The organism is Cupriavidus sp. SK-3, from assembly GCF_000611145.1.
In the GTDB taxonomy this organism is placed as follows: domain Bacteria; phylum Pseudomonadota; class Gammaproteobacteria; order Burkholderiales; family Burkholderiaceae; genus Cupriavidus.
In genome coordinates this window covers 20,718-45,747 of record NZ_JFJV02000051.1, presented here as the reverse complement: position 1 = coordinate 45,747, position 25,030 = coordinate 20,718, and the positions used below count along the sequence as shown (strand labels likewise).

The window sequence follows — 25,030 nt, the reverse complement described above, 5'->3', positions numbered from 1 at the left end:
TAAGACGGCGCCATGAAGAAGACAAGCTCGCTCTATCACGGGCATCGCTTTCCCGCCGTGGTCATCAGCAGCGCGGTGCGCTGGTACCTCCGATTCAATCTGAGCCTGCGCGACATCGAGGAATTGCCGTTCGAGCGCGGCGTGGTCGTAAGCTATAAGACCATCCGTTGCTGGCGCGACAAATTCTGGGCCCCTTTGCTCACCTGGTGAAAACCGAGCGTCGCAAACCGGGAAGCACCTGGCATGGCATTGTCACGTTGCCGAACGCCAGAGGAAAGTAGGACGCGGCCTAAACCGCGGGCGTAGCGTTGTCGGCGGGTGACAGTGGGGCTACGGTGGTGCAATGAAGACACCAAAATCGCTCTATGACGGTCACCGCTTCCCCGCAGCCGTCATCAGTCTGGCGGTGCGCTGGTATTTCCGCTTCCAGCCGAGCCTCTGCGCGAGTTGCTGTTCGAGCGCGGCGTCATCGTCAGCTACGAGACGATCCGCCGCTGGTGCGATAAATTCGGCGCGGGGTTCGCGCATCGTGTGAAAGCCGCACGGCGCAAGCCAGGCAGTACGTGGCATCTCGACGAGATGTTCGTGACGGTGCGCGGCGAGCCTTGGCTGCTGTGGCGCGCTGTCGATGAGTATGGCACTGAACTCGACATCCTACTGCAGAAGCGGCGCGACAAGGCTGCGGCCAAGCGCTTCTTCCTGCGCGTGCTACGTTCTTGCCCGGCGCCGCGCAAGATCGTCACCGACCAGCTGCGCAGCTACCCCGCTGCAAAGGCCAACATCCCGGAGTTGGCCGGCATCAAACATGTCTTCGTGAAGGCCAGCGCCCGCGTGAACAATCGCGCCGAGAACAGCCACCAGCCCACACGAGAGCGTTAGCGTCGAATGCGTGGCTTCCGCGACCCCAAACGCACGCAGGCTTTCCTCTCGAGCTTCGGACCGATCCGCCAGCACTTCGCCCTCAAGCGGCACTTGCTGCGCGCTTCGCTCTACCGAAAACATCTCACCGCCCGCTTCTCGGCATGGCGCGAATTCACCGTACTCGCCCAAAATCCGTCTGGCGCATGAAGCGGCGGATCACCCCCTCATCCTATTGCGGCCCATTTGCGCCAACGTGACAACGCCCCCAGCACGGATCCGACGGCTAGCAGGCGCCGCAACTCAGGTTCGCACAGGAAGGCTGGGACCTTTTCCATTTGCCGGGCCACCAACAGGAAGCGCTAGCGGCTCTGAGCCCGCCCGCCGATCTCGCCGCAGTCGTGCGTCGTTTCGTTCACCGCGTGGCCATAGTGGCGCAGGATCTGGTTAATCTGGTCGAGCAGATGCCGACCGCGCGTGGCCAGCCGCGGCACGTCCTCGAACACGACCAGTTCGATCGGGTCATCTTTCCATGCCGCGCATATCAGCCAGACGCAGCGCAGCGTCAGCTCGTTGAGCGCCTGGTACTTCGGCGTGCGACCCAGAGCCTCGGACAGCAGCCCGAAGGCGCCCTTGCACGGGCGACGAGATGAACACGCTGTGTGGGTGTCCCGCTTCGGTGATCGTTACCACTTCTGCCCAAGCCACCCGCGCCGCAGACAACGCGACCATCACCGACTTGAGCAAGATTAATTTCAACCAAAGCGAGGGAACCGTCTACGCAGAATTCGTGGTGCAGCAGCTTGGCTGCTGGCGTGCGGCTAGGCATCGCAAGGTGGTCGAGGTATGGCCTATGTAGGCCGCCGCTCAGCGCCTCTTGGCGACTGTGTCCAGGAAGTTGCGCCCGTGGTTGGTGAGACGAACTTGGCTACGACCGTGTGTCAGTCGTTCCAGTCGTACGAGCTGCCGACGCACGAGGCTTTTTAGGTCGGCGGGGTCCAATTCGAGGTTTCCGTTTGCGCTATCGAGAAGCATCAAGGCGGCGATTTCATGAGGACTGAGCATCTTCGTCTCCTGCGAAGGGGATAGGATTGCTGAAGGTCATGCAGCCAGCGGCTGCGCCGTTGAAAAGTCAACTTTCTATCGCCGTGTCCAACCTCGCAACGCAGGATACATTTCCTTACTGCGTATGACAAAGGGAAGTGAAGTCCGCGGTTCCTGAGCGCCTCGGAAGTAGCGTTAGGTCGCTTCACCCTCTTATGGTATGTGCTCGTGCACCAATCGTAATGCCTGTGTCTGGATGTAACGTCGCCAGACCGCCGCGGAACTCGGTCCTCTTCTTGCTTGTCCTCTTTGTATCGTGCGCGCGGGGCCGCGACGTGGCTTCGCCATGCGCTGTGACCCACAGAAGTACCAGCAGGAGACATTGATGAAATCAATCCAAAAGAGGTGGCTTGCTAGTGTTGTTGGATTGCTTGCTGCTTCGGGCAATGCAGTTGTCTGGGGGGATGAGGGCAGACTACTGGCTGCAATGGATGCTGCTCCTCTCATGAACAGTGCGCCTGGCATGCCTGGTCTTCCCGAGGCACCAAGCAATCGCACCGTGCCAAAGGATGACTCCGCCGGTATCGTGAAATCTGCACCGTCTGCCGACTCCTCGGCGAAACTCAGCGACAGCGCTATCACGATGAAAGTGAAAGCTGAACTCCTCGCCGCGAAGGGGCTCAGGCCCAATGGGATTCGCGTGCGAACTTAGAACGGCGTTGTGTACCTCGATGGCAGAGTACAAACTGACTCGGAGAAGCTGACCGCCCTGAATGCAGTCCGAGCAGTAGATGGCGTGCAATCAGTGGTCGATGGTATGCAGGTCGGGAAATAGCCAAACCAGACAGCTAGCGAAGGTGCGGGCAGCGCTGGCGGACATCGAGTAGCGCGCGGCATACAGGGTCCGGCAGATTGCCAGTGAGCGCACGGCGAAGCGGGGGAAGCGGCTGGCGGATCTCGAGAACGAGGCGCCGGCGCGGCGACGGTAACGTGGTGCGCTAGAGGTAGGCACCTTAGGAGGAAGAAAGGGTGTAGGCACGGGGAGATGGTGCCTACACCTTGGAACAGCAACAAGGGGGTCCAATCTGTTGCCGCCGCTGATTATGATGCGTCGCATCAATATCTGTACCCCCACTGGGGAAGGGGTGCGCGACGGGGGCCGACGGAGCTGGGGAACGAGGTTAGGGCGCGCCCGGCGGTAACTCAATATCGGCCACCGCGCGATTGGACAACACACAGAACGGTAAGAATCATCCGCTAAGCTCTATCCACAGCACCCGCGCTGTTGCTGGATTGGCGGGCACTTGACCGAGCCGAATGAGCAGAACACGCAGCAGTCGCCGAGGTTGGGCAGCAGGATCGCCTTGCAGTGGCTGCACTCGTAGTGCCGCGTTGCGTTTCTCGATAGGCTGGCCGCGCAGGTCCGCTTTCGAAGGTCCGCTATAGAGGACCATCCGACATCCTACGCGTCACCACCCAAAAAAAGCGCTCGCTGTCGTGTAGACACGGGCGCTGAAGGAGGGCAGGTCGCGAACTCCTGCACTCGAAATCAGGATGCTCTAGGCCTAGTGGTTCATTTGGCCCTCTCGCACCACGGGTGAATTGGACACGACGGCGTCGACGCGGCAAGTCTCTCGCGTCGCCAGGAGCGACACCTTGAGTACTTTCCGGAGGCACGAAAATTATTCTTCTCGTCGTTGTTGCCGAGAACGAGTATGGTACGAAATTTATGCATTGAGGAGTAAGAAAGCCGGTCTCGTCAGGTCAGTTCTCATGATTCTTGCTAATCAAGCATAGGACGACAATGGAATAATAGGTGTCGGTGTAATTCCTACAAAGCATGGAAAGAATGAGAAGCTTGTCACGCGCTTTATGGCATAACATTCCGCATAAATCGTAATACCTATTACATTTTGTAACGCAACTAGTCTACGGAGAAATTGCTAATTTTCTTGGTAGTGCCTCTTTGTATGGTGGGCAAGGCCTGAGTGCTCTGTGTGATATGTGCACTGGTATTGAGAAACCACCTGAAGGATGCAGTGATGAATTAACCAATAAGTTAATTGACCTCATGAATTAGCGTTGCTTGATTGCCTTCTCAGGCAATGATAGAGTCACTCATATATTTTTGAAAACAACATCACTCGATTTCTAAGGATGCGGTGATGCAATCGATACTCATAAAAATCTGCAATGGACCTATTTGCAGAAAATACGATAGACACATTTCGAAATATATTTCCTTCTCGGAAATAAAGCACTTGAATCACATCGTATTCATTGGAAATAATGCGGAACAATTTCAATTTGAATATATCTCATTAGTATGGAGTTAGTTGGAGACATTCCATGCAAGCAACTCGTCATATATGGCGCCCCATATACCCTATGTGCAGTTCGACGCCATGGCAGGGCAGGCTCTGTGCGCTTATGGCCGGCGCGCTTCTTGTGTTAGCGGGCCCTAGCGCACATGCAGCCGATCTTGCGCGCCAGACCATAGGCCCAGTCAGCTACGTTTGCGGAGGCGTTGGTGAGGACGAGCAGCAGGCACTCAAGTCGGAGTCGAAGGATTTTGATATGGGACTGCTATTCACTGAGGGCGCGCGCGGTGAGTATCTATCCGATGTTGCAATCACCCTTTCGCGCAACGGAGTCGAAGTTGCATCCTTCCGTTCGAGTGGGCCGCGCTGCCTCATCAAAGCACCGAGGGCAACTTATCAAGTCGTGGCAACCTATAACGGTGTAGATAAACACACCACATTGCGTGTGGGTGAGCGGAACGTGCATTTGAATTGGTAGCAGGCTGACGTCGCAAGGCCCGATGGGGCACTTCTCGCTGCCGGAGATCGTAACGGCCGCATTCCTGAAGCGTTTGAAGGCGGTAGTGTATATCGGCAGTGGTGATTGCCGAGATCACATGCGGTGACCCGGCCGCACATCCGCCGATGCTGGAAGCGCTCGAGACCCAGCCGAAATGCAACGGAAATGAGGATATCCGCAAGGGGAGCGCCAAGTTGCTCGGAAGCGGGTCAAGAGGCCGTCGGGTCAAAGTGCTTGTCCCACCATGACTCTAACCTCACCGCTTCCCAGGGCGAGGCCCAGGCCGGCTATATGATTAGCAATGCCAAGACGATGAGCATAAAGGCCCCTCCGTTGGGATCGACGTGTGCGAACAGTCGCTCCACAAGCTCCCGGTTCTGTAGAGGCTCATCCACGATCACAACGTCGGCGCCGTTAAGATCGAACATAGGATAGTGACCTATCGCAGCACCCCGCACCTGGCCGCCAAAATCGACCTCAACCTTCTCACTCACCAAGAGGGTGTGGTTGTCGGCATACGCTACTCGCAGGCCATCTTGAGCACGTGTTTCTTCCGTCCACTGCTTCAACGACAAGGTCTTTCCCGTTCGGCACCGACCAACGATTCCGAGAACCTTCACTGTTCCGAGACAGTCGCTCACAAGATCAGCCACTATTGCAGGGGTCAAGATGACGTGGTCCATTCGATTTTCCTATTCCTCTACGCCCGCGCTTTGCTCACTCTGTTTCTGTAGCAAAGCCAAAACGACACGCGGAGCCCCGCGGAAGCGGTCATATCCCTCGAGTTCGCGGACTGAAGCCATGGCGTCGAGCGCGCGATACGCCGGGCGATCTCCATCGAAGAGCATTTCTTCAATAGGGTCGAGGTTGATCACTATCTGCTTTGCACCGCTCGCCCGGGCGCAATGATAACGATCGAGGCCGTTAGCCCAGTACGGATCTTCTGACCAATGGCGTGTCACGATAAGCCCCTGTTGAAGGAAGATTCACCTCGGTCGACCATCATGCTTTTCCTATCCGTTGGTTCGTGCTCCGCCTCGGGTGCCGCTACCAACCGGGTAGTTTTCAGCGAAATTCATGATGAAAGTGCAAACCTAGGCGCATACTCCAACCTTGTCGTACATAGGAGGACACCACCTCGCCCCCAGGTTCCGCGTCCGGTGCGACAATCTGCGGAAGACCCCATCCTCCCACCCCGATCAGGCGAAATCGTCGACCGTCAGACATCGCTTCGATGCGCTTGACCCTTGCCAATTCCGACCACACTCAACGCGTCCGGTGCCGCAGCGTGCTGCCAGGATCCTTCCAAGCACCAGGAGATAGTCATGGAGCGCATTACCAAATATCGTGGGTTCGAGATTCACGTGGAGCTGGTGAATACATCCGAGGACATGTTCGATGCATGGTTTAGTATCAGCGGTCCGTTTCGACCACCCGGTGTTGCAGCGATTGGCGAGCGCATCAAATTACACGGCGGGCCGTTTTCACGTCGGTGGGCGCATCTGATCGCAGAATTGGCCGGGAGAGCCGCAATCGATGTCATTCTGGGTGTCGAATAACATGTCCTCGCGGCCGGAAATGTCTGAATAAATCTCGGCACGATTCGCGCGCCGCCTGGGATTCACTACGCTTGTGCTCCTGGGTCAAGGGAAAGCCTCTGAAGGTGCTTTCTGAATCAATGCCGTCCATTTCGCCGCTCCGGTATTTGTCTCCCTTAAGGGTAGTGCTATTGTGTTGATGATAGATCACTTGCTGCCAGAGGCCAGCAAATAGGTCTACGATGAAGGCGTGGTCACTTCTTAACCCCACAGTCCGCAACCATGATGCTTCCAGGCGCTGCGTACCCATCTGAGGCCACGGGAACGCGCCTGAGCGCGCCCCCTCTGGAAGATGGAGCGGTGCCGATCAATCTGAGGCTCGTCCGCCACTCACCATCAGGAGGGACGCCACCACGTCTGCGTTGGACGCACAAGGAGCCAACAATGAAACTGATTGAGCCGGACGAACAACGGGCATTTCTTGCTGCCTTGCAGCATAACGGTCTGGCAGAAGATGATTTCGAGCTTGCCGAAACCGATACGACGGACCCAAAGGGCGACGAGAACTTTGGTCTGCAGGGCTATGTCGCCATAACCAGACGATCAACTCGAGTTACGCGGGAATACCCTATCGGTTACGAGACAGATTGGGTGGAGCACTTCAGCAAAGATCTGGGAGCCGGCGCATTCGATAAGTTGGAATGAGAGATGCCAGGCCATGAGGAACGGGGGGTAGAAAAGCCGGCCACTTGGCAGATAGGGATATTAGCCCGGAAGGCAGCCGAACTCAGTGGTTGGAGCGTGCCCGAAGGATGCATCTTCCATCAAGCTGCCGATCAGAATGTCGTCATCAAGCTTGGATCAGGCTCTCCTATCCGGGCGCGGCTTAAAGGCCAATTCCCGGGCCATGGTTTCATAAAGCTCCCGCGCTTTAGGGGTGTTTGCCTGCGGCAACACCACTTGGAGGTCCAGCAGCAGATCACCCGGTGGATTCGCGGGGATGCCCTTGCCGCGCACGCGTAGCCCATTGCCGCGCTGCGCGCCGGGGGGAATGCGCACCCAGGCAAATGGATGGGCACCACCGGCCCCAGCGCCGCCTCCCATGGCGCCACCGGCAGGGTGAGGTGTGGCCGACTCCCGAGCAAGTCGCGGCAGAGAGATACCACCGTGCTCGCTGTCTGGACGGCGATACTTTCAGTTTGCCAAGGTTCCTGTCCCACGAATCGGAAAGTAGCACTTTCGGGTCAAGGCTAAACCTCATACGGTGCAAATGTAGACAAGCGCTGATCGAGCATGGCGCCACCGACGGTAAAGTGATACAAGCTTTGCCAGGCGTGATCTTTGATTCCCAGCATGGCGTGCATTTGATCATCAAAAAAACAGCCAATTCCCGTAGCGCGCGCTCCGGAGGCCTCGGCTTCAAGATAGAGCACCTGGCCGAGGATGCCGCATTCCCAGAAAAGATGGCGATAACGCCACGGTTGCTTCAGGGCGATTTCGAAATTTGCAAGCATTCCCAGCGCAAAGCAGGAATCGGCGGCGATGTCCTGGTGACAACAGATCAACTTTGCCACCGCGCGTAAATCGTAAGGCAGCAGAAAATAGAGAGGCAGATAGTCCGGTCCAATCTTTTGCCACAGCCATTCCGGACGCATAGCCTGCTTGAGGCTAGGCAGCGCCCCGGAATGTCTCACCAGCACATACAGGCCCGGCTCCAGATCGTCCACGCGGTGCACCAATAGCGCCGGATGCACCGCGACAGGAGACATCAGCGTATTCCACGGTGGCGTGTCGCTGCGTACCAACAGGCATGCCAGCATGGCGAAAAAAGCCGCGGTGGTGATGCGCGTCGTACCATCGAAATTCATCGCGCTGCGGCGCTGCCGAGCAATTCGGGCAAAGCTCAGATCAACGGCGGGCGTCCCGGCCCACAGGTGCGGCTCCGGGTTTAGCGAACTCGGCTCGCGAGTACGAGACTTGTGCGTGGCGCGATGGATCGAATCGATGTCTGGCCAACTCTCATGTCCCGCGCTCAGTTGATTCGCGTATCCGTACCAGTGCGCCTTGTTCAAAGCAGTCCGCAGGCACTTAGGGTCCGGCTGTGCTTCAGGATTTCCGATCCAAAGCAGGGCATCCGGCACCTCTGGTTCGGCCGCCCAAAAATCCTCGCGGCGGTCCAGTCCAAGCGCTGCGGCCAACGCGTCATCCGCGGCAGCCTCCACCAGCCGCGTTTGCCAGCCGAGTGCTGCCGCTGCGTAACTCACTGCAGCGATAGCATGGCCGCAGTCATGCTGGCAGTAGCGCCAGGCGCGCATTCCGTATTTCCACGCCTCGCGCCAGTGGATCGAGCTTATGCCGACCAGGATACCGCCGCCCGAAAACGCCTCCGTCCATCGCGGATCGTCCACTTCAGCACGACGTTCAAGTACATGGTCGCGGCTCAGGTAATGGTAGACCCCGCCAGACAAGCCAGGCAGAGTCGGACACAGAAGATAGCCCTCGGTCGGATGCAGATTCCCGCTCGAAGGATTGCAGCGCAGTGACCACCGCTGAGCACCGTAGGATTTGCACGCTGAGAGGCCGAGTGAAAGTTCAAACAGGATTGCCAGGGTATGAATACTGAATCTTTGCGCGGGAGGCAGAGTGCCGCAGCGCAGATCGTTGTAGCGTGTGACCAAGGTGTCCGCGACCAATGGCAGAGCAATCCGCGGTGTGCCTTGAAACACCCGGAACGGGTCTGGCTGGGTTGCCCAGTCGAGCCCTCCGGGGCCGGGCGCGTAGCGGTTGACACGGTGCTTGCTGCGTTCGTGATATTCAAGCAACACCTGCGTTAATCGGCTCATGTGCCTCAGTTCAGGAATACTTGTTTTGAATTATGGATCCTTTTCAGCCACCTGGCGTCGCGGCGATAAGTGGGCGCATCGAAGTACAGGGAGGGTCATTTTCTCGCCAGTGGGCGCAACTGGCAGGGGAGTTGGTCGGGCGCCCACCAGTTGAGTAACACTTGTTGGAAATCTAGTCGCAAGAGCGTATTTGTAAGAAGTGACATAACAGCAGACCATAAGCAACGACAAGGCACTCATGAAGTACGCCCCCGTACCTTGGATCAGTTGGCCATGCCCCAACGCACGCGTCGTGATGAGGCATTTGGCACGGGATCGGTGCGCGGGTCGTTCCCGCCGTGCCATTTTCCTGCGCCCGCAGCCTGTGCAACTTCCGTGAGCTATGGCATAGATATTGCATAGGCGACACACAGGCCAACGGCGGCCTTGAAACAATCTGGCAAGTCGCGATGACACGCTCCGAAAAGGAGCATCCCGGGCAACGGCGCCCCGAAGCGAAATGATCACGGACCGGGCAACCGGTTTGCGGGCATCTCGCTTCGGGGCGCTTTTTCTTTGCCGGTCAGCGCGGTGCGCATCTGCGTCGACACTACCTGCAAGGCATGGCATGAACGCTTTCTCTACTCAGTCACCCGAGGCCGAAGTGTCCGCCGAAACCATCGGCGGATTGATCAACCTTTCCGGAAGGCAGCGCATGCTGTCGCAACGGATCGTCCTCCAGATATTGCTCGCTTCGCGGGGGGACACTGCCGCGCTCGATATCGCACGCAAGTGCCTGTCAATGTTCGAGTCGGCGCATTCGGATCTCGTAACGGGCAATGAGCGTTTGCCCGGCGCATTCTCCGGCGCTTTGCAGCAACTGTACTTTGGTAGTCCGCGCGCTGACGCGCGTATCCGTGAATTCATCGCCCAGGTCAGAACAGCGATAGACGCACCACTGGCCGACACCAGCCGGCGAGTGCCATCCCTCGACGTGCTGGTGGCGCAGGCCACGCCAGTGCTTGAACTGCTGCAGACCGTCACGCAGGCCTACCAGGAGGAGATGCACCGTTGCGAGGTCGCTGTGCGCAAACGCCACACCGACCTCGTCGAGCGCCTCAGCGGTATTTCGATGCAAGCGAACATCGTCGCAATGAATGCGCGCATCTCGGCGGCACGGGCGGGAGAGTACGGCAGGGAGTTCGCGGTGATCACGCTGGTGCTTGCGGACATCATCAAGGAGATGGATCAACTGATCCGACACGTCGTCGGCTCGAGCGATGCGTCCAAAGGCCCAATCAAAGTTTAACGCGGAGACGCCCTTGAAACGTTACGTCTGTTCCTTCTGCTTGATTGCCTGCAGCTTCCTGGCGCTGGCCTTGGCCGGGACTGCTTCGGCCGAAACGCTAACGATCAACGCGGCGATCAACAAGGCGGGCCGCCAGCGCATGCTGTCTCAGCGCATGGCCAAGGCTTACTGCCAGGCTGGCCTCGGTGTTGAAGTCGAACGTTCGAAGAAGGTCCTCGAACAGTCCGTGGCGCTCTTTGACAAGCAGCTCATGGAGCTGAAGGCGTTCGCGCCCACGCCGGAGATCAAGGACATCTACGCCAGGCTCGAGCAGACATGGATTCCCTATAAGCAGTTGCTGTCCGGCGGCGATCCGAATCTCGATAGCGCGAAAGCAATCGCAAGAATGAGCGAGGACGTGCTGAAGCTTGCGCAACAGGGAACCATCCTGCTCGAGAAACATTCCGGCACCACGATGGGTAAGCTGATCAACGTTGCCGGCCGCCAGCGGATGCTTTCGCAGAGAATCGCCAAGATCAGCATGTTCCGCGCCTGGGGCATTGCCTCCCCCCAAATGGCGCAGGATCTGGACACGGCTACCAGGGAATTCGCAACCGCGCAGGAACTCCTCACCGGGGCGCCGCAAAACACAGAGGCAATCCGTCGCGAACTGCAACTTGCCGGCTCTCAGTGGCTGGTCTTTGAAGAGGCACTCAATCAGACCGGGGCCAGTCGCGCGGAACAGTTGAGAAACATCGCCACGACCAGCGAGCGTATTCTTCAGGTGATGGATGACGTCACCAGCATGTATGAAGGGATGCCCAAGTAACGCGGGAGCGTGAACGAGCGATGCCAGACGCGGCTTTACAGGCAGCCCCGCTTGCAATGCCGGCGAGGCGCACAGCTTTTCCGCAGCGACGGCAGGTTCACACGGATCATATTGCCCACCAGGCGCCAGAACTGATAAGAGGGGTGGCCGGGATTCGTCAATATCTTTAGCTTCAGATATTGACGACTGTACTAAACCGCTGACGCGGTAGTGGGAGGGAAGCGGAGGTCAGTGCCTGCGTTCGGTCAGGACGGTTGGCTGGTGCCGGGCCCAGGGAAGGGATGAGCCGGCGGCTGGGAGCAGCATGGAGCTGCCCGACCGGGCATTCCACTCCCTGTTCCCAGGAGGTCCGTCATGACCCCGCTCCATCAACGCAGTGCGGGCTCATCCACTGAAGGGCCGGGCAATGGAGCCGCTATTGCGTTCCGCATGGCGGCCCAAGGGGCTACTGTCGTTGCAGTGGACAAGGATTTGCACGCAGCCGTGCGTACACAGCGTCAGATCCAGGACGGGGGCGGGCTCTGCGCTTGCCAGCATCTAGGTCAACACCTTTGTGGACCACTTGCCGATCCACTAGCAGGAGATGGGCTACGCACGCCTGGGCTTTAACCTGCTACGTGCAACACTGTGCGAATGGAAGCTGGGGTCGGCGGAGCTGCTGGAGACGCTCTTGCCATCCTTGCGCACCCGCATCCTGCAGGCAGGGCCGTACCCTCGAGTTGCGGCAGATCCAGGCCGTGATCGAGGATACAGGTAAAGGGCGCCACAGCGCCCATCGTATATTGATGTCGCAGTAGGAGACGTGAAGAGGCTTCTGGGGCTACGGGTGGCGGCTGACTACACTTTGTCCAAGCGCACCGATGCGTACCTGAACGTGGGCTACGCCAAGAACAACGATGGTTCAACCCTGGGACTGACCGCGGGCGGCGCCGGGGCGATCCAGGGCAGCGCCTTTGGGATGGTCAGTGGCTCGGAGAACCAGTTCGGCGCCGTGCTTGTTATCCGTCACAAGTTTTAGATTGGGACGAGTGCGGGCAAGCGTCAATCTAGCTCAGGTCAGCCGCGCAGCGAATGTCCGGATGGTGCATTGCATGCGAGGTCTGTCTCAAGTCGCCTGGCCGATGATGGGTATCACGCCGAAAGCAACGGTTGCCAGCATCATGACCAACGCCGCCGACAGCGCCCAGAGCAGCGTATAGCGCTGGTGATCGCCAAACTCGACTTCTGCCAGACCGACCAGCAAATAGGTCGACGCAACCAGCGGGCTCAGCAGGTGAACCTGCTGCCCGATCAGCGAGGCGCGTCCGATCTCCGCCGCCCCGATGCCATAGACGGCGGCGGCCTTGGCCAGTATCGGCAGGATGCCGAAGTAGAACGCGTCGTTCGAGACAAAGAACGTGAACGGAATGCTCAGCACACCGGTTACCAGGGCCATGTAGGGGCCCATCCAGTCGGGCACCGCGCCAATAACGCTGTTGGCGATTGCGTCGACCATCTTGGTGCCCGACAGGATGCCGACGAAGATACCGGCGGCGAAGATCAGCGAGACGACCGGCACGACGTTGGCTGCATGCGCGCCGATCCGCTCCTTCTGTTCCTGCAGGCTAGGGTAGTTGACCATCAGCGCGATGGCGGATGCGACGATGAACAGCGCGGGCAGCGGGAAGGTGCCCAGAATCAGCAGCACCATCAGGCCGACGGTCAGCAGTAAGTTGAACCACAGCAGCTTCGGCCTGGCGATCTGCGGGTCGCCGGCGGCAACCTCCGGCGCGGCATGGCCGTCATGACCGGCCCCGGCCGCCATCATGGCGATGGTGCCGAGTCGGTTGCGTTCGCGGCGGCCAAGCAGGAATGCCACGAACAGGCCCCACATGCCGGTGACAATCATCGGCAGGATCATCGGCACGAAGAGCGAGCCCACGTCCACACCCAGCGCACTGGCGGCGCGCGCGGTCGGGCCGCCCCAGGGCAGGATGTTCATCAGCCCGCCCGCCATCATGACCACGCAGGCCAGCACAAGCCGGCTGATGCCCAGCCGCTTGTAGAGCGGGAGCATCGCGGCGCAGGTGATCATATAGGTGGTCGAGCCGTCGCCGTCGAGCGACACCAGCACGGCCAGCACGAAGGTGCCCATGATTATCTTGATCGGATCGCCGCCCACTACCCTCAGAATCACGCGCACCACCGGATCGAACAGGCCGGCATCGATCATCACGCCGAAATACAGGATGGCGAACATCAGCATCACGCCGGTCGGCGCCAGCTTCTTGACGCCGTCCAGCATCATCGGGCCGAGTTCCGGGCCGAAACCGCCGATCGCACCGAACGCAATGGGAACGAGGATCAGCGCCACCATGGCGGAGAGTCGCTTGGTCATGATCAGTGCCATGAACACAATCACCATCGAATAGGCGAGCAGGGTCAACATTTTCTTCTGTATCTCTTTTCCGCCCTGCCACGTGGGCGCATGGGGGCGGGTGTGTGCGTCCGTCCGGCGCACGAGGTTAAGGCCGAGGCCGATCCCACCGGCACGTCAGGGAGTGCCGGATATGGAATGACCGTGGAGGGGGGCAGTATCGTGCGCCGGCAAGACTTGTCGCGTGGTGCAGCAAGCGCTGCCTACCGCGCGGGCGCGGGTCAACTGGCCGAAACGATGCGCTTCACTACCGCGTCGGCAAACTGCAGCGTGGAGGCTGTGCCGTGGAGGTCGCCGGTTTTCACCTGGTCCTGGCTGAGCGTCAGCTCGATGGCCGAGCGCAGCCGCGTGGCCAGATCCTGGCGGCCCACGTGGTCGAGCATCAGGCCGGCGGCCAGCATCAGCGAGATCGGGTTGGCAATGCCCTTGCCGGCGATATCGGGTGCCGAGCCGTGCACCGCCTCGAAGATCGCGGCCTGGTCGCCGATGTTGGCGCCCGGCGCCATGCCAAGCCCGCCAACCAGGCCGGCGATCTGGTCCGACAGGATGTCGCCGAACAGGTTGGTACAGAGCAGCATGTCGAACCGCCACGGGTTCAACACGAGCTGCATGGCGCAGGCGTCGACAATGATGTCGTCCATGTCCACGCGACCGGCGTAGTCCCTGGCAACTTCACGAGCCGCTTCCAGGAAGATGCCGGTCAGCGCCTTCAGGATATTGGCCTTGTGCACCACCGTAATCTTCTTTCGGCCGTTCCTGACGGCGTACTCGAAGGCAAAGCGGGCAATGCGCCGGCAGGCGTCACGCGTGTTGGTGCCGGTGGACACCGCCACCGCATGCGGGTCGTCGCCGACCGGAATGTAATAGTCGTGCGCCACATAGAAGCCGCCGACGTTCTCGCGCACCAGCACCAGGTCGATATTCTCGAAGCGGCCCGGCACCAGCGTGCGGGCCGGGCGCACGTTGGCGTATAGATTGAACGCCTCGCGCAGGCGCACATTGACCGAGCGGAAACCGCCGCCCACCGGCGTGGTCAGCGGACCTTTCAGGGCCAGGCCGGTGCGGCGGATGCTCTCCAGCGTGTCTTCCGGCATGGGGTCGCCGCTGTACTCGACGCCGGCCATCCCCGCCCGCCGGACATCCCAGGCAAACGGGGCGCCAAGCGCATCCAGCACCCTGACGGTGGCGTCCACCACTTCGGGACCGATCCCGTCGCCGGGGATCAGCGTGGCTGGGATCTGTTCGCGTGCACCGTTTTCCATTTGCTTTCCTGTCGTGAAGTGAGCGTTTCGCTGGCCGGCCACTGCGCCGGGCCAGGGAGGCCGTGTTGCTCGTCATTGCGGACGCGTCGGCGCTGGATTTGGGCATTTGCCGCCGATCCGGCTGACCAGGGGGCAGATTCTAGGCGGGGAAGGCTGTCAGCAAACTGTCAATGTGCCTGTTTTATCACTGGGGTTTACGCTAGGGTCATTGAAGGTTGCCAAGCCAAGGGCAGAAGCGACGATTGGAAGACCATGCGGGTCGCTGCCCCGCAATCTTGGGGCGGCGGCAGCGGTAGAGAGCCAGGTGTCCCAGCGCACGGCGAGCGGTTACACCGATGTGAAGGCCAGGTTCGGATGCGCGGTTCCGGTCACGGCTAAAATGTACACACGTGAAACAAAAGTCGGGTTGCTTCACCAGACAAGCAAATGGAATGTATCCCCGCGCAAGGTATGTGATCAGTAGTCTGATGACGCAGCGGCATAGGGACCGTCGCCACCCACAGGCCGACTGCCTGCCTTGCGCACCAACCTGAAGTTGGAATGATGAAGACAAGAACTTCGATCGTTGCGATAGTGCTCACCGCCCTCAGCTCGTTGGCGCATGCGAGCCTGGCGACGGATGCCCATGCGTTCAAGAGCGGTATAAAGACAGCAGCGAAGCAGAGCGGGCATGCTGCGCGCGATGCCGCGCACGCGGTTGGCCGCGGTGCGAAAGCGGCCGGCCACGCCGTTGTCGACGCAAGCAGGCACGGCTATCACTCGACGAAGAAGGTCGTGACAGGGCACGAATAGAGGTCGAGGAAAGCCGTCGAATCTCACCGCCGAAAGCATCAACATGATTACCGACCTGGCTCACTCATGGTTGGCCTTCAGCGCGCCTGTGGCCGCTGCACAGGCCGCCGGCCGCCCGCTCGTGGCGCTGGAATCGACCATCATCGCTCACGGCATGCCCTACCCGGAGAAGAGGGATGGCGGATTCGCAAATATCTGAAGCTTAAGATATTTGCGAATCCCGGCCGACCCTCGATAAGGACGTCTCAGAAGGCCTGCGCTCGGAGAAGGGCGTTCGGCTGAACCATGCGCTCGGCTCGGTCACCGAATTCGAGTACCGCTATGACTTTCGCGATGACTGACCATCATCCTCTGCACTGACGCGAAGCCGGCGCGCAAGAGCGGACCGACTAATGGATCAGCCCGAGTTTTGGTCTTTGTCCTGTGTAGGCCCTGTCGTCTCGCTGGCGTCGATGTCCCAATCCCCATGCAAGTACCAGTCGTCGCCCAGCAATTCCGCTGGGTGCTGCGTGCGGCTCGATCCGTTACCACAACCCATCGCATGGACGGCGCAGTATTTGTCACAGCCCCAGCAAACGCGCTCGGGATGCTTGGGGTGGAGAGGGAATTTCTTGACCATGGGACAAAGCCTCGACTGCCATCTACTGATAGCAGTATGCTGCCACCATGCGCAGGGCTGCTTGACCGAGATCAAGGCCGCAGTAGGACCAGCGGCCAACCCTCGCGTAGGCCCGGCGCGTGTGCGGGTTGCGAATCGCGAACGCAAAGAACTCGATGCATCGCATGTTGGCCCGCTCGCCAGCCACTGACCAGCACTGGCAATCGGTGCAGAGGAGCCGGCGCGATCCTCGCAACGCGGGCAACGACGGCGCCGCTCATGGCCGAATCACCCATGGCGCGCATGCCGCGCTTTCACTTCCGCGATGCCAGCCAGCATGTGCTGATAGTCGCGTAGCGCGTGAGCGTGCCGTCGAAGTATTCTCTCAGCTGCGCGTCTGGGATACGGAACGTAACAATGGTGTCCTGATATATCTGTTGCTGGCAGACCGCAGCGTCGAAATTGTTGCTGACCGAGGCATCCATGCGACGGTCAAGCCCCGGGAGTGGGAGGTCGTCTGTCGAGAAATGGAAGCAGCCCTACGGGGAGAAATTCCAGAGGATGCCGATTGGGCCGAGGTTGTAGACAAACTAGATGCCGCACTGAGGTCAGCGGACTGAGAGCATTCATCTGAATTGAGTGCGGCGCAGTTTATCGCTTGTGTAGCGTATCTGAGCAGTCCGGTCTGGCGGGTCCCTTTGCTGACTGACATTTCGCCGCTCACCTGCACACGGCACCTGCGATGAGACGTCCCCGGCCTAAAACGGACGGTGTTGTACCCACGCGGGGAAGCGCTCATCAGTTTCGTCGGCGGAGATATCCCCAAGGTGTGTGCAGGCCTCGACGGGCAGCGCAATGTGGTACTCCTCGCGCCACAGCACCATGACGGTGAACCTGAGAACGCGAATTCGCACCTCTCTGGGGACGGGATACTCGGAAACATGTGAGGGAAGGGCCTCCATGCCAACACGCCGCCGGACCTCATAGGTGAGCATCCCTCTCTCTTCGCGTCGAATCAACTCTGCGCGCGCGAGGTGCAGATGCAGATATAGGGCGCGCATGACGAGCGCAAGTACCAACAGAACCATGATCGTCTGCACGATGATTCTCCCTGATGAGACTGGCTTTTCTTATTCGGCTGACGCAATTTGCGTGCCATTTCGTTAGCGTTCCACCAGGCCTGTCGTGGTCAAGGCAGTTGCCTACAACGTTCAGGTCGCGGTCAGTTTTCTCCAGACACTCATTGTGATTAATAAGGCCAGTCCTGAGTATTGGGTTTTGTACGGACTTTGACGGTCGAGGGTGGGGCCTGCTGCGACATTGTTCGGAGATTATTTGCGGGGCGCCGATTGGCGTATTGATTGCAGCTGGCTGCCGACTCGTGTGGATGCGCCGAAGCGGCCTAGTGCTGCCGGAAACAAAAAAGCCCCTCGTGACAGCGAAGGGCCTTTCTTCCATCTCGACTGCCTAGCGGCAACGGCGACTACAGCTTGCGAATCTGCGAGGCTTGCAACCCTTTGGGGCCTTGCCTTGCGTCGAATTCGACCTTGGCGCCCTCATCAAGGGACCGGTATCCAGTGCCCTGGATTTCCGTGTGGTGGGCAAACAAGTCCGCGCCACCGCCGTCCGGCGTAATGAATCCAAATCCCTTTTCGTTGTTGAACCACTTCACAATGCCAGTCGCCATTTCATCCTCGAAGCAACGCATGCATACCGCATGCAGATATCAAATTTCCAATCCGGACTTGCTGCTGAAGCTTAAGCTTCTTTCCGTCGATTGCAGCACAGTCATCCGGTTCGCCAGCATATCCGAGGAAACACATTGTAGCCAAGGTGGTCTAGGGTTTACCACTGGAGCCTGCTACAGGACCGCCCCGGCTGGTAGCGGAGTCACCGCTGGTATCGCATATGTTAATTTGCGAAAGAAGAATTAGGCGCGATTAATTCTCGCGACGTCGTGCTGGTCGCGCATTTCTCTACCCAGCGAGAAAAGCCTGATGCGGAAACAAGAGAGGTCGGAAAGGGGCGCGTTGTAGGATGGCAGCGAACTGACTCAGGTCCAGTTGGTCAGCGCCAGCACGTCAGCGGCCGTGTCTAGGATAGCGGCCTGCTGGAGCAAGTCGGCAGGGTGGTGGGAGGTGGCAGTACCTGTTTTGTTCATGCCAACCTAAGCCACTGGCCGCAGATTTTTCGGCATCCTGGCGAAGGGCCTGAACGCTGGTGAAATCAGTCCAGCGGATCCTTCTCCGGCTGCGAGTACCCGGCGGCGGTGTGTCGCTCGTGGTCATGGGAGGAACGAGAATTTGATGCATATTGACCTTCAACATTGCTTTGCCCGGTTTCGCTTGGCGCTGTCTCGCGAAGGGCGTTCTTTCTTTTGCGGCGATGAGTGGCAGCACGCCCGAGAGCAGGGTGGCCAGCAGCGGCGATGAACCCCAAGAGTGCCTCGCAGAAGCCGACCGCGCATTGGACACAATCCACATGACGATTTGGTGTCAGCCTAGTAGGCCAAACGGATGATATCGGCAGAGACAAGGATTAACCTCGAAGCTGCGTGACATCAATTCAACGTGTGAGAAAGCCGGTATCGGGGGGGGGCGGGCCGCAATGCCAAGAAATAGCAAGAAAATGTTTCTTATATCTGATGTAAATAATTTTAACTTCGCGTAGACTGACGGGGTAGTCCTTGCTACCACCCGCATATCGCTTCCCGGCGATGCGGGTTTCTTTTCTGTCAATAGCGCGCGAGAATTTTTTCAATGTTTGGTCTACACTTTCCAACCATGAGTAGCACTTAACCCGGCGTTGCTGCTGGGGCTGTCTTGGGTATGGACATCTACCAACTGCATCTTGTTTCCGCGGGCGTTGACCCTCTGTGGCTTATTGAGGGACACAGAGTCCGCGTTCCTGTCGAAGGCAACCATGTGAACCTGGATGGGAAACAGCTCGAGGTCTACGGTTGTCGTACCGCAAGCGGAAGGGTTCGAAGGGGACCGATTGGACTTGCGTCGGGAACCCTGGTCGAAGTCTGGTGCGATATCAATGGATTGTTCATGTGTGCACGGGCGGATGATGTAGACCGGGTCCGTGCTGCGAAAGCGGCGAGAGAAGCGGCAGAGCAAGCCAGCCTACGGGCGCGCGAAGAGGACCTTCGCGTTCGAGCGCAGGCGTCTAACGATAGCCTCGCGATTCCCTTCAGGTGGGTGCCCGGTGCAATCGACGGTGAATCTAGTCTTTTGCACGGGACGCAAAGCGACGAGGGACAGCGCTTGGCCAACGATGTTCACATCTTGCTGAAACAGGGCTTTCGCGATGGGCGTCTGGTGCGTAGCGCTGGCGATTTTCTTTGCATTCGTTCGCGGCGAATGGACGGTACAAATTTAAAGGTGCGAAAGGCGGAGATGTATGTCGAGGTTTCTTGCAAGGAATGCCTTACGCTTGCGAAGCGGTGGCGGAGCGACTAATCGATGTCACTCGACCCAAGCCGAGTTTTTCACCCTCCGTTGGACATGAGTAAGTCTACCGTCGCTTCAGAGTAGGGCAGTAGGCCAAAAATTCCGCAAAATATTTTCGTCGCCGGCAAGACGATGCCCTCGTACTCGCGCAGAGCAAATGCGCCCAGCGTCAGCGCAGTAGCCATCGTGGAAAATTGCAGAGCGCCCTCGCGGGCTTCGCCGTGCCCCTGGCCACCAATAAGGAACTGGTGCAGATGTTCGTCCGTCCAGCCCATGACCGCCTGGATGACATCGTGTAGCTGCTTAGGTGTGATGTGCTCGGGAATGAGCACACGTCGCCAAACTGGCGGGCTCAAGCCGCGCAGAGCAATTCGAAGTTGAAGGACGGAAGTCGCCGGTCGAAGATCGGAAACCACGCGCGCATTGTAGGTGGCTCATTAGCCTGTCAACAGCGAACATCGTCGTTGCCCCCGAATTGGCGCGGTCTCCCGGCAGCAACTTGAGCGCCCAACGGTGCACTGCCGAGTGATCGATCGAGCTAACGCGCTCGGTCATCATTTCTTCGAGATGACACAGGCTCAGCGGATAGGTGACCTACCAGCGCACGCAGGTCAGCCTCAAGTCCAGTGGGCAATGCAGGCGCTTCAATGCCTTTGCAACTTCCGGGTTCATGACTGCTCCCACGCGTGCTGAGTTCGACACCGGACCCGCGCGCGATGGATGTGGTGGTGGCCGAGCAGGAGAAAGCCAAGCCGCCGTATAAGCCGAGTTCGACGCCGCCCAGCGAGCACGCGCTACGCTGCAAGGCGAGTTTGAGGCCGAGCGCCAGGCCCAAGCTGCCGCGCAGGCGCGTCACGAGGGGGGAATATGCTAGCTCGAGGCGCTCGAACGGCAGCTTGGTGAGTCGCGTACCCAATTCTCGACGGGCCTGGAACGTACCCGCGAGTAGGTCGCGGCGGCGCAGGAGCGAGCCAGCGCCACTAAGCGCCGCGCACTGCGTGAGATCGATCAGGAACGCGCCGCCGCCGTGGCCGGCGCCGAGAAAGCGCCTGGCGCTGGAGCGTGGACTCGCCAATGCCGGCATCAAGGCGCCACCACGACCGGCCGCTGCCTCACGTTGCTGCGACATCGCCACATCGATGCGACCCTCGTCCAGCAGGTCGAGCAGGCTTGCGCTGGTGTCCTTCACGATTTCCACGCAAAGGGTCGTCGGCTGCTGGCGCTTCTGTATAACGAGATGCACTTAGCCCCGCTTTGGCGCGCTCCTGTCGACGCCGCCGATATCGATGGTCTGGCTTTGCCTAACGGTGGTGTAGACCTGATCGTATTAGGTATGTCGGCGGATCCGGACGTCGGGTGGCACTTGCTCGGTAAGGTGCGCACGCCGTGGGCAGCTTCGCGCGTGTTGTTCTTGTCTGACATCGTTCCCCTGGAAGTGCCGCTCGGCGGTCTGTCGGACGGGGTTGTGGGCTGTCTATCGAAGTTCGCTCCGCTGGCCGACCTTGAAGCCTCCTTCCATCTTGTCGCTCGTGGCCATCAGGTTGGCGTCCGGGGGTATCGGCAGGTGCCTCCAGCCTTACCCGCTGGCGTGCCTGGCAACGGCGCTGCGGCCTCCATATCGACGCCGGCGCTCCTGCATGACGGGTTTGATTATGAAGAGGCGCAGATCCTTGGCCTCACACCGCGGCAATACGAAGTACTTGTGCTGCTTGCCCGTGGTCATCCACTCAAGGTGATCAGCCGCGAGTTGAACATTTCCGTACCGACCGTAAATAGCCACGCGCGCGCCCTCTACAAGCAACTGAAAGTGGGCGGCAAAGGCGCAGCGGTCTATGCAGCACGGCAACAGGGCGCCCGTCTTGGTTGGGTAAGCAGCGGCGGGCAGGCAATGCAGGGGACAGTGCTGGATCGCTCCGGTGAAGATCGGAATGAGCCGCCGCGGCAGCCGTGACTTGGCGATTACACGCAAAAATTCGCAGCAAGGCGCTAGCTTGGGATTTTGGCGCTCCTCCCATTAGCTCCGCAACTCCGGATTGGGCAATCTCCCTCGTTAGCTGCATTACTTCCGGCGTGCGAGCGTCAATTCGCCATGACGCGACATGGCTAAAACAATGTGTCGTGTGTTCAAGTAACACGGAATCTGATCATGCCAACCTCACGCTAGGACTTCGCGGGAAGTGTGGTCTGGGGTCTCGATAATACGAACGGGATATTGAGACAGTATTCCCCCAAGGGAACCGACCTTTCGCCGTATTCGCAGGCAACGAAACACCCGCAGAACGATTTCACCAACCTGTTGCATTCACGGGTTGAATCCGCAGGCCTAAGCGGACACCGATTGGGAGGGGAGCTTCAGGATCTCGCGAGCCTCGGCTACGGTCGCGACAGAGCGGCCATATTCTCCGCAAAGCTCTGCAACCTGGCACACAAGAGCCGCATTGGACGGCGCGAGCGTAGCCTTGTCCATCCGCACATTGTCCTCAAGGCCGGTGCGGCAGTGCCCTCCGAGTTCGAGTGACCAGCGAGCCATGGTGAGTTGATCACGACCGATGCCGGCACCGGTCCAGGTTGCATCGGGAGAGAGGCGCTGGAGTGTGCGAACGTAGAATTCAAGCACTTCGGAATCCACAGGCATTGCGTTCTTGATACCCATGACAAATTGGATATGCAAAGGACCGACTATTGCTCCAGCCGCCTGCATTGCTGCCGCTCGAAAAATCATCGATAGGTCGAAAGCCTCGACTTCGGGCTTGATGCCATAAGCCTTCATCTCGGCGGCGAGCCAATCAATCAGGTCTGGCGGATTGTCGTAGACCCGAGTCGGAAAATTGACCGAGCCGGTTGCGAGCGAGGCCATGTCAGGCCGCAGAGACAGCATTGCGCCTCTTTCCTTACCAGCCCCCGAGCGACCACCCGTGGACACCTGGGTGATCATGCCCGGCGCGTGCTTGCGTATGCCTTCCAGCACTCGAGCGAAGCGATCGGGATTCGATGTGGGTGTTTCGTCATCGTTGCGTACGTGCAGATGAACAAGCGTCGCACCAGCTTCGAATGCCGCCTGAGTCGACTCCACTTGCTCGGTCACGGTAATCGGCACTGCCGGATTGTCCTTCTTGCGCGGCAGTGATCCCGTGATCGCGACAGAAATGATGCAAGGCTTGTTCATCGTTGATTTCATAAAATGTGTGGGACAGCGACACTCCCGGCGCCTTCAGGAGCAGCAAGACGACCCCAGCGCGCCGTGGGCGCATGGCGTTGCTCTAATTGTGTAAGTCGGCAACGGGCACCTACCATATAAGGCTCAACTCGTTTCGTCCAATACCGATTAGCTCTGCAACGATACCGTCGACATATAGTACGAATCTGGTGTGCGGGGGTGACCGGGTGTGGTTGTCAGGCGGTGAGTTTTTGCTGACGTGTGGGATTGACCACTTCGCTCCGAGGAATTCATAAATTTTTAATATTTTGTTTGCATTTCCAAGCCACTTTATTGGTGTGTCGTTTAAATTAAACGAAAATCGATGGTCAGCATGTTTGCGTCAATAAGGGTAAGCCCGTATAAATTTTTTCGCTAAATTTAGAGGGTAACCACTAGAATTTGCTTCGCGATTGGTGCGGCGCACAAATGGCTCTGCGTTTTGGCTGGATCTGGTCACTTCCATGCTGGGTCTCTCCTCTACGCGGGGGGCTTGAATGTCGCTTTTCGCACATGAGCAACTCGCCGGATACCAGAGGGCTGATGTTGCGATCTCTTCCCATTTGCCACGGATGCGCTGCGGGATGGCAGTAGCCCTCACCGTTGAACGCACCTAAGTCTTTCTCGCGAGACGTCCATGAAGTGTCGGAGCGAGGATATTTTCACAAATAGTAAAGGGGAAAGCATGACGAAACGAGTGGCAGTAGTGACGGGCGGAATGGGCGGTCTGGGAGAAGCCATCAGCATCAAACTTCATGACGCGGGCTATGCCGTGGTCGTGACGCATTCGCCGGGAAATCCGAACGTGCAGGACTGGCTAGCTGCAATGGACGCTGCTGGTCGCAATTTGCGCGCCTACCCGGTGGATGTAGCCGACTACGACTCGTGCCAGACTGCCATGGCCAAGATCCTGGCCGACGTAGGTCGTGTCGATATCCTGGTGAACAATGCGGGCATCACCCGCGACATGGCGTTCAGGAAGATGGACAAGGTGAATTGGGATGCCGTGATCCGCACCAACCTTGACTCGGTATTCAACGTTACGAAGCCATTGTGCGATGGCATGGTAGAGCGCGGCTGGGGACGCATCATTAACATCTCGTCCATCAACGGCTCCAAAGGCGCCTTCGGTCAGACCAACTACGCGGCCGCCAAGGCCGGCATGCACGGCTTCACCAAATCGCTGGCGCTGGAAGTGGCCAGGAAGGGTGTGACGGTCAACACCATTTCCCCCGGTTACCTGGCGACTAAAATGGTCACCGCCGTGCCGCAGGAGATCATGGAAACGAAGATCCTGCCGCAGATCCCGGTTGGCCGCCTTGGCAAGCCGGAGGAAGTGGCGGCCCTGGTTGCCTATCTGTGCTCGGAGGATGCCGCTTACGTGACCGGGTCCAATATTGCCATCAACGGCGGGCAACACATGCAATGACGATGGGAGAGACGTGGTGATTCGCGCCGGCCGCGACAGAGCCATCGCGTCTCCCGAGTCGGCGGCAAGCCATCCGGCGCAAACGGAGCCTGGTAAGGGCCACCGCACCCGACGGAGCTGCGCGAGAGCGGGCGACCGCGCTTGCTGCGAATCGGGGGAATCGATTCGATCAGCGGCAGCAGTGGGTAATGTCGTTTCGATTGGCGCCGGTCAGCGTCAGCGCAAGCTGGGATACCCTGGGCTTCCGTCAGGAGTTAGTGCTTTGAACCGGGTCGCGTGCGATCGGTGAGGTTGGGTCCTGTTTTTACCCGACCCCACGGCGCGAACAGAAGAGGAAATGAACGACGACACGGACCGATCGATGCGGTCGGCCGCACGCAGTTTGGCCAACAGCGCTTCGTGCAGACGGTCCCAAACTCCGGCCTGCTGCCACGTGTGCAGACGCCGCCAGCAACTCATGCCGGAACCGAGAGAGAAACGGCCAGCGCTCCTTTCCATGATAGACCGGCTTGTTTCCTTTCTTCCTCGGAAAAAATGTCCTGCAGTTCGAACACCTCGCTGCGCTGTTCGGAGACGAGATCCAGCGTGCGGCGGATCGCCGACAGCATGCCCAGGGCCAGGACGTCGACCTTGAGCAAGCCCAGCGCGTCGAGATCGTCCGTGTCCCACTGGGTCACGCTGCA

Annotated in this window: 23 protein-coding genes and 9 pseudogenes; 17 read left to right on the top strand and 15 right to left on the bottom strand. The window is 59.1% G+C overall.

Features of this window, described 5'->3' with window-relative positions; all coding sequences use genetic code 11:
* Window positions 1–12: 12 nt before the first annotated feature.
* Both CF70_RS05760 and CF70_RS34510 read left to right on the top strand, forming a co-directional pair.
* A pseudogene (locus CF70_RS05760) lies at window positions 13–245 on the top strand (IS6 family transposase); the annotation flags it as partial.
* Window positions 246–343: 98 nt separating this feature from the next.
* Window positions 344–1,068 (top strand): annotated as a pseudogene (locus tag CF70_RS34510) (IS6 family transposase).
* A gap of 50 nt (window positions 1,069–1,118) precedes the next feature.
* On the opposite strand, the pseudogene CF70_RS34505 reads toward CF70_RS34510, so the two are convergent.
* A pseudogene (locus CF70_RS34505) lies at window positions 1,119–1,524 on the bottom strand (DNA cytosine methyltransferase); the annotation flags it as partial.
* Between CF70_RS34505 and CF70_RS36885 the strand changes: the two are divergent.
* The 3 genes from CF70_RS36885 to CF70_RS38865 all read left to right on the top strand — a co-directional run bounded on the left by CF70_RS36885 (window position 1,508) and on the right by CF70_RS38865 (window position 2,737).
* Complete coding sequence (locus CF70_RS36885; RefSeq protein ID WP_200876702.1) at window positions 1,508–1,717, top strand: hypothetical protein; 210 nt, start codon at window positions 1,508–1,510, stop codon at window positions 1,715–1,717. The pseudogene CF70_RS34505 and the gene CF70_RS36885 overlap by 17 nt on opposite strands.
* 570 nt (window positions 1,718–2,287) lie before the next feature.
* Window positions 2,288–2,614 carry a hypothetical protein gene (locus CF70_RS35710; protein ID WP_152561701.1) on the top strand — a complete coding sequence of 109 codons (327 nt, stop codon included), beginning with the start codon at window positions 2,288–2,290 and terminating at the stop codon, window positions 2,612–2,614.
* A 9-nt stretch (window positions 2,615–2,623) separates the two neighbouring features.
* Window positions 2,624–2,737, top strand: coding sequence for a BON domain-containing protein (locus tag CF70_RS38865; RefSeq protein ID WP_081862031.1), 114 nt, complete (start codon window positions 2,624–2,626; stop codon window positions 2,735–2,737).
* A 429-nt stretch (window positions 2,738–3,166) separates the two neighbouring features.
* Here CF70_RS38865 and CF70_RS37405 read toward each other — a convergent pair.
* A pseudogene (locus tag CF70_RS37405) lies at window positions 3,167–3,289 on the bottom strand (GDCCVxC domain-containing (seleno)protein); the annotation flags it as partial.
* A 1,043-nt stretch (window positions 3,290–4,332) separates the two neighbouring features.
* Between CF70_RS37405 and CF70_RS37400 the strand changes: the two are divergent.
* Window positions 4,333–4,701, top strand: a complete 369-nt coding sequence (locus CF70_RS37400) for a hypothetical protein (RefSeq protein ID WP_081862030.1) — start codon at window positions 4,333–4,335, stop codon at window positions 4,699–4,701.
* Between the two features lie 308 nt (window positions 4,702–5,009).
* Here CF70_RS37400 and CF70_RS05740 read toward each other — a convergent pair whose 3' ends face one another.
* Entirely contained in the window at window positions 5,010–5,405 is a 396-nt protein-coding gene (locus tag CF70_RS05740) for a hypothetical protein (protein ID WP_035861641.1), read from the bottom strand.
* A 9-nt stretch (window positions 5,406–5,414) separates the two neighbouring features.
* Window positions 5,415–5,684, bottom strand: a complete 270-nt coding sequence (locus CF70_RS33695; protein ID WP_063830430.1) for a hypothetical protein — start codon at window positions 5,682–5,684, stop codon at window positions 5,415–5,417.
* A 363-nt stretch (window positions 5,685–6,047) separates the two neighbouring features.
* On the opposite strand from CF70_RS33695, the gene CF70_RS05730 reads away from it, so the two are divergent.
* Both CF70_RS05730 and CF70_RS05725 read left to right on the top strand, forming a co-directional pair.
* Window positions 6,048–6,281, top strand: a complete 234-nt coding sequence (locus CF70_RS05730; protein WP_035861638.1) for a hypothetical protein — start codon at window positions 6,048–6,050, stop codon at window positions 6,279–6,281.
* 423 nt (window positions 6,282–6,704) lie between these two features.
* Window positions 6,705–6,965 carry a hypothetical protein gene (locus CF70_RS05725; RefSeq protein WP_035861635.1) on the top strand — a complete coding sequence of 87 codons (261 nt, stop codon included), beginning with the start codon at window positions 6,705–6,707 and terminating at the stop codon, window positions 6,963–6,965.
* A 545-nt stretch (window positions 6,966–7,510) separates the two neighbouring features.
* On the opposite strand, the gene CF70_RS05715 is transcribed toward CF70_RS05725, so the two are convergent.
* The gene (locus CF70_RS05715) at window positions 7,511–9,103 is read right to left on the bottom strand and encodes a SagB/ThcOx family dehydrogenase (protein ID WP_035861629.1); all 1,593 of its coding nucleotides are present in this window, start codon (window positions 9,101–9,103) and stop codon (window positions 7,511–7,513) included.
* Window positions 9,104–9,710: 607 nt separating this feature from the next.
* Here CF70_RS05715 and CF70_RS05710 point away from each other — a divergent pair.
* The 3 genes from CF70_RS05710 to CF70_RS05700 all read left to right on the top strand — a co-directional run bounded on the left by CF70_RS05710 (window position 9,711) and on the right by CF70_RS05700 (window position 12,217).
* Window positions 9,711–10,391 carry a methyl-accepting chemotaxis protein gene (locus tag CF70_RS05710; protein WP_035861626.1) on the top strand — a complete coding sequence of 227 codons (681 nt, stop codon included), beginning with the start codon at window positions 9,711–9,713 and terminating at the stop codon, window positions 10,389–10,391.
* A 13-nt stretch (window positions 10,392–10,404) separates the two neighbouring features.
* Window positions 10,405–11,199 (top strand): type IV pili methyl-accepting chemotaxis transducer N-terminal domain-containing protein, encoded by a 795-nt coding sequence (locus tag CF70_RS05705; protein ID WP_035861625.1) that lies wholly within the window; start codon window positions 10,405–10,407, stop codon window positions 11,197–11,199.
* 802 nt (window positions 11,200–12,001) lie between these two features.
* Complete coding sequence (locus CF70_RS05700; RefSeq protein ID WP_235184898.1) at window positions 12,002–12,217, top strand: hypothetical protein; 216 nt, start codon at window positions 12,002–12,004, stop codon at window positions 12,215–12,217.
* An 87-nt stretch (window positions 12,218–12,304) separates the two neighbouring features.
* Here CF70_RS05700 and CF70_RS05695 read toward each other — a convergent pair whose 3' ends face one another.
* Window positions 12,305–13,627, bottom strand: coding sequence for a CitMHS family transporter (locus CF70_RS05695; RefSeq protein WP_035861620.1), 1,323 nt, complete (start codon window positions 13,625–13,627; stop codon window positions 12,305–12,307).
* A 209-nt stretch (window positions 13,628–13,836) separates the two neighbouring features.
* Entirely contained in the window at window positions 13,837–14,877 is a 1,041-nt protein-coding gene (locus CF70_RS05690) for an isocitrate/isopropylmalate dehydrogenase family protein (RefSeq protein ID WP_035861615.1), read from the bottom strand.
* Window positions 14,878–15,420: 543 nt separating this feature from the next.
* Here CF70_RS05690 and CF70_RS05685 point away from each other — a divergent pair.
* Entirely contained in the window at window positions 15,421–15,669 is a 249-nt protein-coding gene (locus CF70_RS05685; protein ID WP_035861734.1) for a hypothetical protein, read from the top strand.
* A 43-nt stretch (window positions 15,670–15,712) separates the two neighbouring features.
* Window positions 15,713–15,838 (top strand): annotated as a pseudogene (locus CF70_RS35705) (pseudouridine-5'-phosphate glycosidase); the annotation flags it as partial.
* Window positions 15,839–16,066: 228 nt separating this feature from the next.
* Here the strand turns inward: CF70_RS35705 and CF70_RS34475 are convergent.
* A complete protein-coding gene (locus tag CF70_RS34475; RefSeq protein ID WP_081862029.1) occupies window positions 16,067–16,288 on the bottom strand; it encodes a DUF3079 domain-containing protein in 222 nt (73 codons plus the stop codon).
* Window positions 16,289–16,620: 332 nt separating this feature from the next.
* Between CF70_RS34475 and CF70_RS37395 the strand changes: the two are divergent.
* Window positions 16,621–16,812, top strand: a pseudogene (locus tag CF70_RS37395) (TPM domain-containing protein); the annotation flags it as partial.
* A gap of 213 nt (window positions 16,813–17,025) precedes the next feature.
* On the opposite strand, the gene CF70_RS05680 reads toward CF70_RS37395, so the two are convergent.
* The 4 genes and pseudogenes from CF70_RS05680 to CF70_RS36880 all read right to left on the bottom strand — a co-directional run.
* Window positions 17,026–17,367, bottom strand: coding sequence for a hypothetical protein (locus tag CF70_RS05680; protein ID WP_152561699.1), 342 nt, complete (start codon window positions 17,365–17,367; stop codon window positions 17,026–17,028).
* Window positions 17,368–17,750: 383 nt separating this feature from the next.
* Window positions 17,751–17,954, bottom strand: coding sequence for a cold-shock protein (locus CF70_RS05675; RefSeq protein ID WP_035861731.1), 204 nt, complete (start codon window positions 17,952–17,954; stop codon window positions 17,751–17,753).
* A 1,806-nt stretch (window positions 17,955–19,760) separates the two neighbouring features.
* Window positions 19,761–20,054 carry an IS1096 element passenger TnpR family protein gene (locus tag CF70_RS33690; RefSeq protein ID WP_051648062.1) on the bottom strand — a complete coding sequence of 98 codons (294 nt, stop codon included), beginning with the start codon at window positions 20,052–20,054 and terminating at the stop codon, window positions 19,761–19,763.
* A 157-nt stretch (window positions 20,055–20,211) separates the two neighbouring features.
* A pseudogene (locus tag CF70_RS36880) lies at window positions 20,212–20,394 on the bottom strand (IS6 family transposase); the annotation flags it as partial.
* 565 nt (window positions 20,395–20,959) lie between these two features.
* Here CF70_RS36880 and CF70_RS05655 point away from each other — a divergent pair.
* Complete coding sequence (locus CF70_RS05655; RefSeq protein WP_051648061.1) at window positions 20,960–21,673, top strand: response regulator transcription factor; 714 nt, start codon at window positions 20,960–20,962, stop codon at window positions 21,671–21,673.
* Window positions 21,674–21,916: 243 nt separating this feature from the next.
* A pseudogene (locus CF70_RS39155) lies at window positions 21,917–22,035 on the top strand (IS30 family transposase); the annotation flags it as partial.
* A 10-nt stretch (window positions 22,036–22,045) separates the two neighbouring features.
* On the opposite strand, the gene CF70_RS05650 reads toward CF70_RS39155, so the two are convergent.
* Window positions 22,046–22,888 carry a 3-keto-5-aminohexanoate cleavage protein gene (locus CF70_RS05650; protein ID WP_035861605.1) on the bottom strand — a complete coding sequence of 281 codons (843 nt, stop codon included), beginning with the start codon at window positions 22,886–22,888 and terminating at the stop codon, window positions 22,046–22,048.
* Between the two features lie 715 nt (window positions 22,889–23,603).
* Between CF70_RS05650 and phbB the strand changes: the two genes are divergently transcribed.
* On the top strand, window positions 23,604–24,347 hold the full coding sequence (gene phbB, locus CF70_RS05645; protein WP_035861598.1) for an acetoacetyl-CoA reductase: 744 nt from the start codon (window positions 23,604–23,606) through the stop codon (window positions 24,345–24,347).
* Between the two features lie 110 nt (window positions 24,348–24,457).
* Here the strand turns inward: phbB and CF70_RS34460 are convergent.
* Window positions 24,458–24,815, bottom strand: a pseudogene (locus CF70_RS34460) (transposase); the annotation flags it as partial.
* Window positions 24,803–25,030, bottom strand: a 228-nt coding sequence (locus CF70_RS36475; protein ID WP_035861595.1) for a hypothetical protein, incomplete at its 5' end; no start/stop codon positions are given. The gene CF70_RS36475 and the pseudogene CF70_RS34460, both read right to left, overlap by 13 nt.

Bases quoted from the DNA above. Each gene is read 5' to 3' on its own strand.
- CF70_RS05675 (WP_035861731.1), bottom strand. From the start codon at position 17,954: ATGGCGACTGGCATTGTGAAGTGGTTCAACAACGAAAAGGGATTTGGA.
- CF70_RS05710 (WP_035861626.1), top strand. From the start codon at position 9,711: ATGAACGCTTTCTCTACTCAGTCACCCGAGGCCGAAGTGTCCGCCGAA.
- phbB (WP_035861598.1), top strand. From the start codon at position 23,604: ATGACGAAACGAGTGGCAGTAGTGACGGGCGGAATGGGCGGTCTGGGA.
- CF70_RS05650 (WP_035861605.1), bottom strand. From the start codon at position 22,888: ATGAACAAGCCTTGCATCATTTCTGTCGCGATCACGGGATCACTGCCG.
- CF70_RS05740 (WP_035861641.1), bottom strand. From the start codon at position 5,405: ATGGACCACGTCATCTTGACCCCTGCAATAGTGGCTGATCTTGTGAGC.
- CF70_RS05690 (WP_035861615.1), bottom strand. From the start codon at position 14,877: ATGGAAAACGGTGCACGCGAACAGATCCCAGCCACGCTGATCCCCGGC.
- CF70_RS05725 (WP_035861635.1), top strand. From the start codon at position 6,705: ATGAAACTGATTGAGCCGGACGAACAACGGGCATTTCTTGCTGCCTTG.
- CF70_RS05685 (WP_035861734.1), top strand. From the start codon at position 15,421: ATGAAGACAAGAACTTCGATCGTTGCGATAGTGCTCACCGCCCTCAGC.
- CF70_RS34475 (WP_081862029.1), bottom strand. From the start codon at position 16,288: ATGGTCAAGAAATTCCCTCTCCACCCCAAGCATCCCGAGCGCGTTTGC.
- CF70_RS05715 (WP_035861629.1), bottom strand. From the start codon at position 9,103: ATGAGCCGATTAACGCAGGTGTTGCTTGAATATCACGAACGCAGCAAG.
- CF70_RS05655 (WP_051648061.1), top strand. From the start codon at position 20,960: ATGCACTTAGCCCCGCTTTGGCGCGCTCCTGTCGACGCCGCCGATATC.
- CF70_RS05695 (WP_035861620.1), bottom strand. From the start codon at position 13,627: ATGTTGACCCTGCTCGCCTATTCGATGGTGATTGTGTTCATGGCACTG.
- CF70_RS36885 (WP_200876702.1), top strand. From the start codon at position 1,508: ATGAACACGCTGTGTGGGTGTCCCGCTTCGGTGATCGTTACCACTTCT.
- CF70_RS35710 (WP_152561701.1), top strand. From the start codon at position 2,288: ATGAAATCAATCCAAAAGAGGTGGCTTGCTAGTGTTGTTGGATTGCTT.
- CF70_RS37400 (WP_081862030.1), top strand. From the start codon at position 4,333: ATGGCCGGCGCGCTTCTTGTGTTAGCGGGCCCTAGCGCACATGCAGCC.
- CF70_RS05730 (WP_035861638.1), top strand. From the start codon at position 6,048: ATGGAGCGCATTACCAAATATCGTGGGTTCGAGATTCACGTGGAGCTG.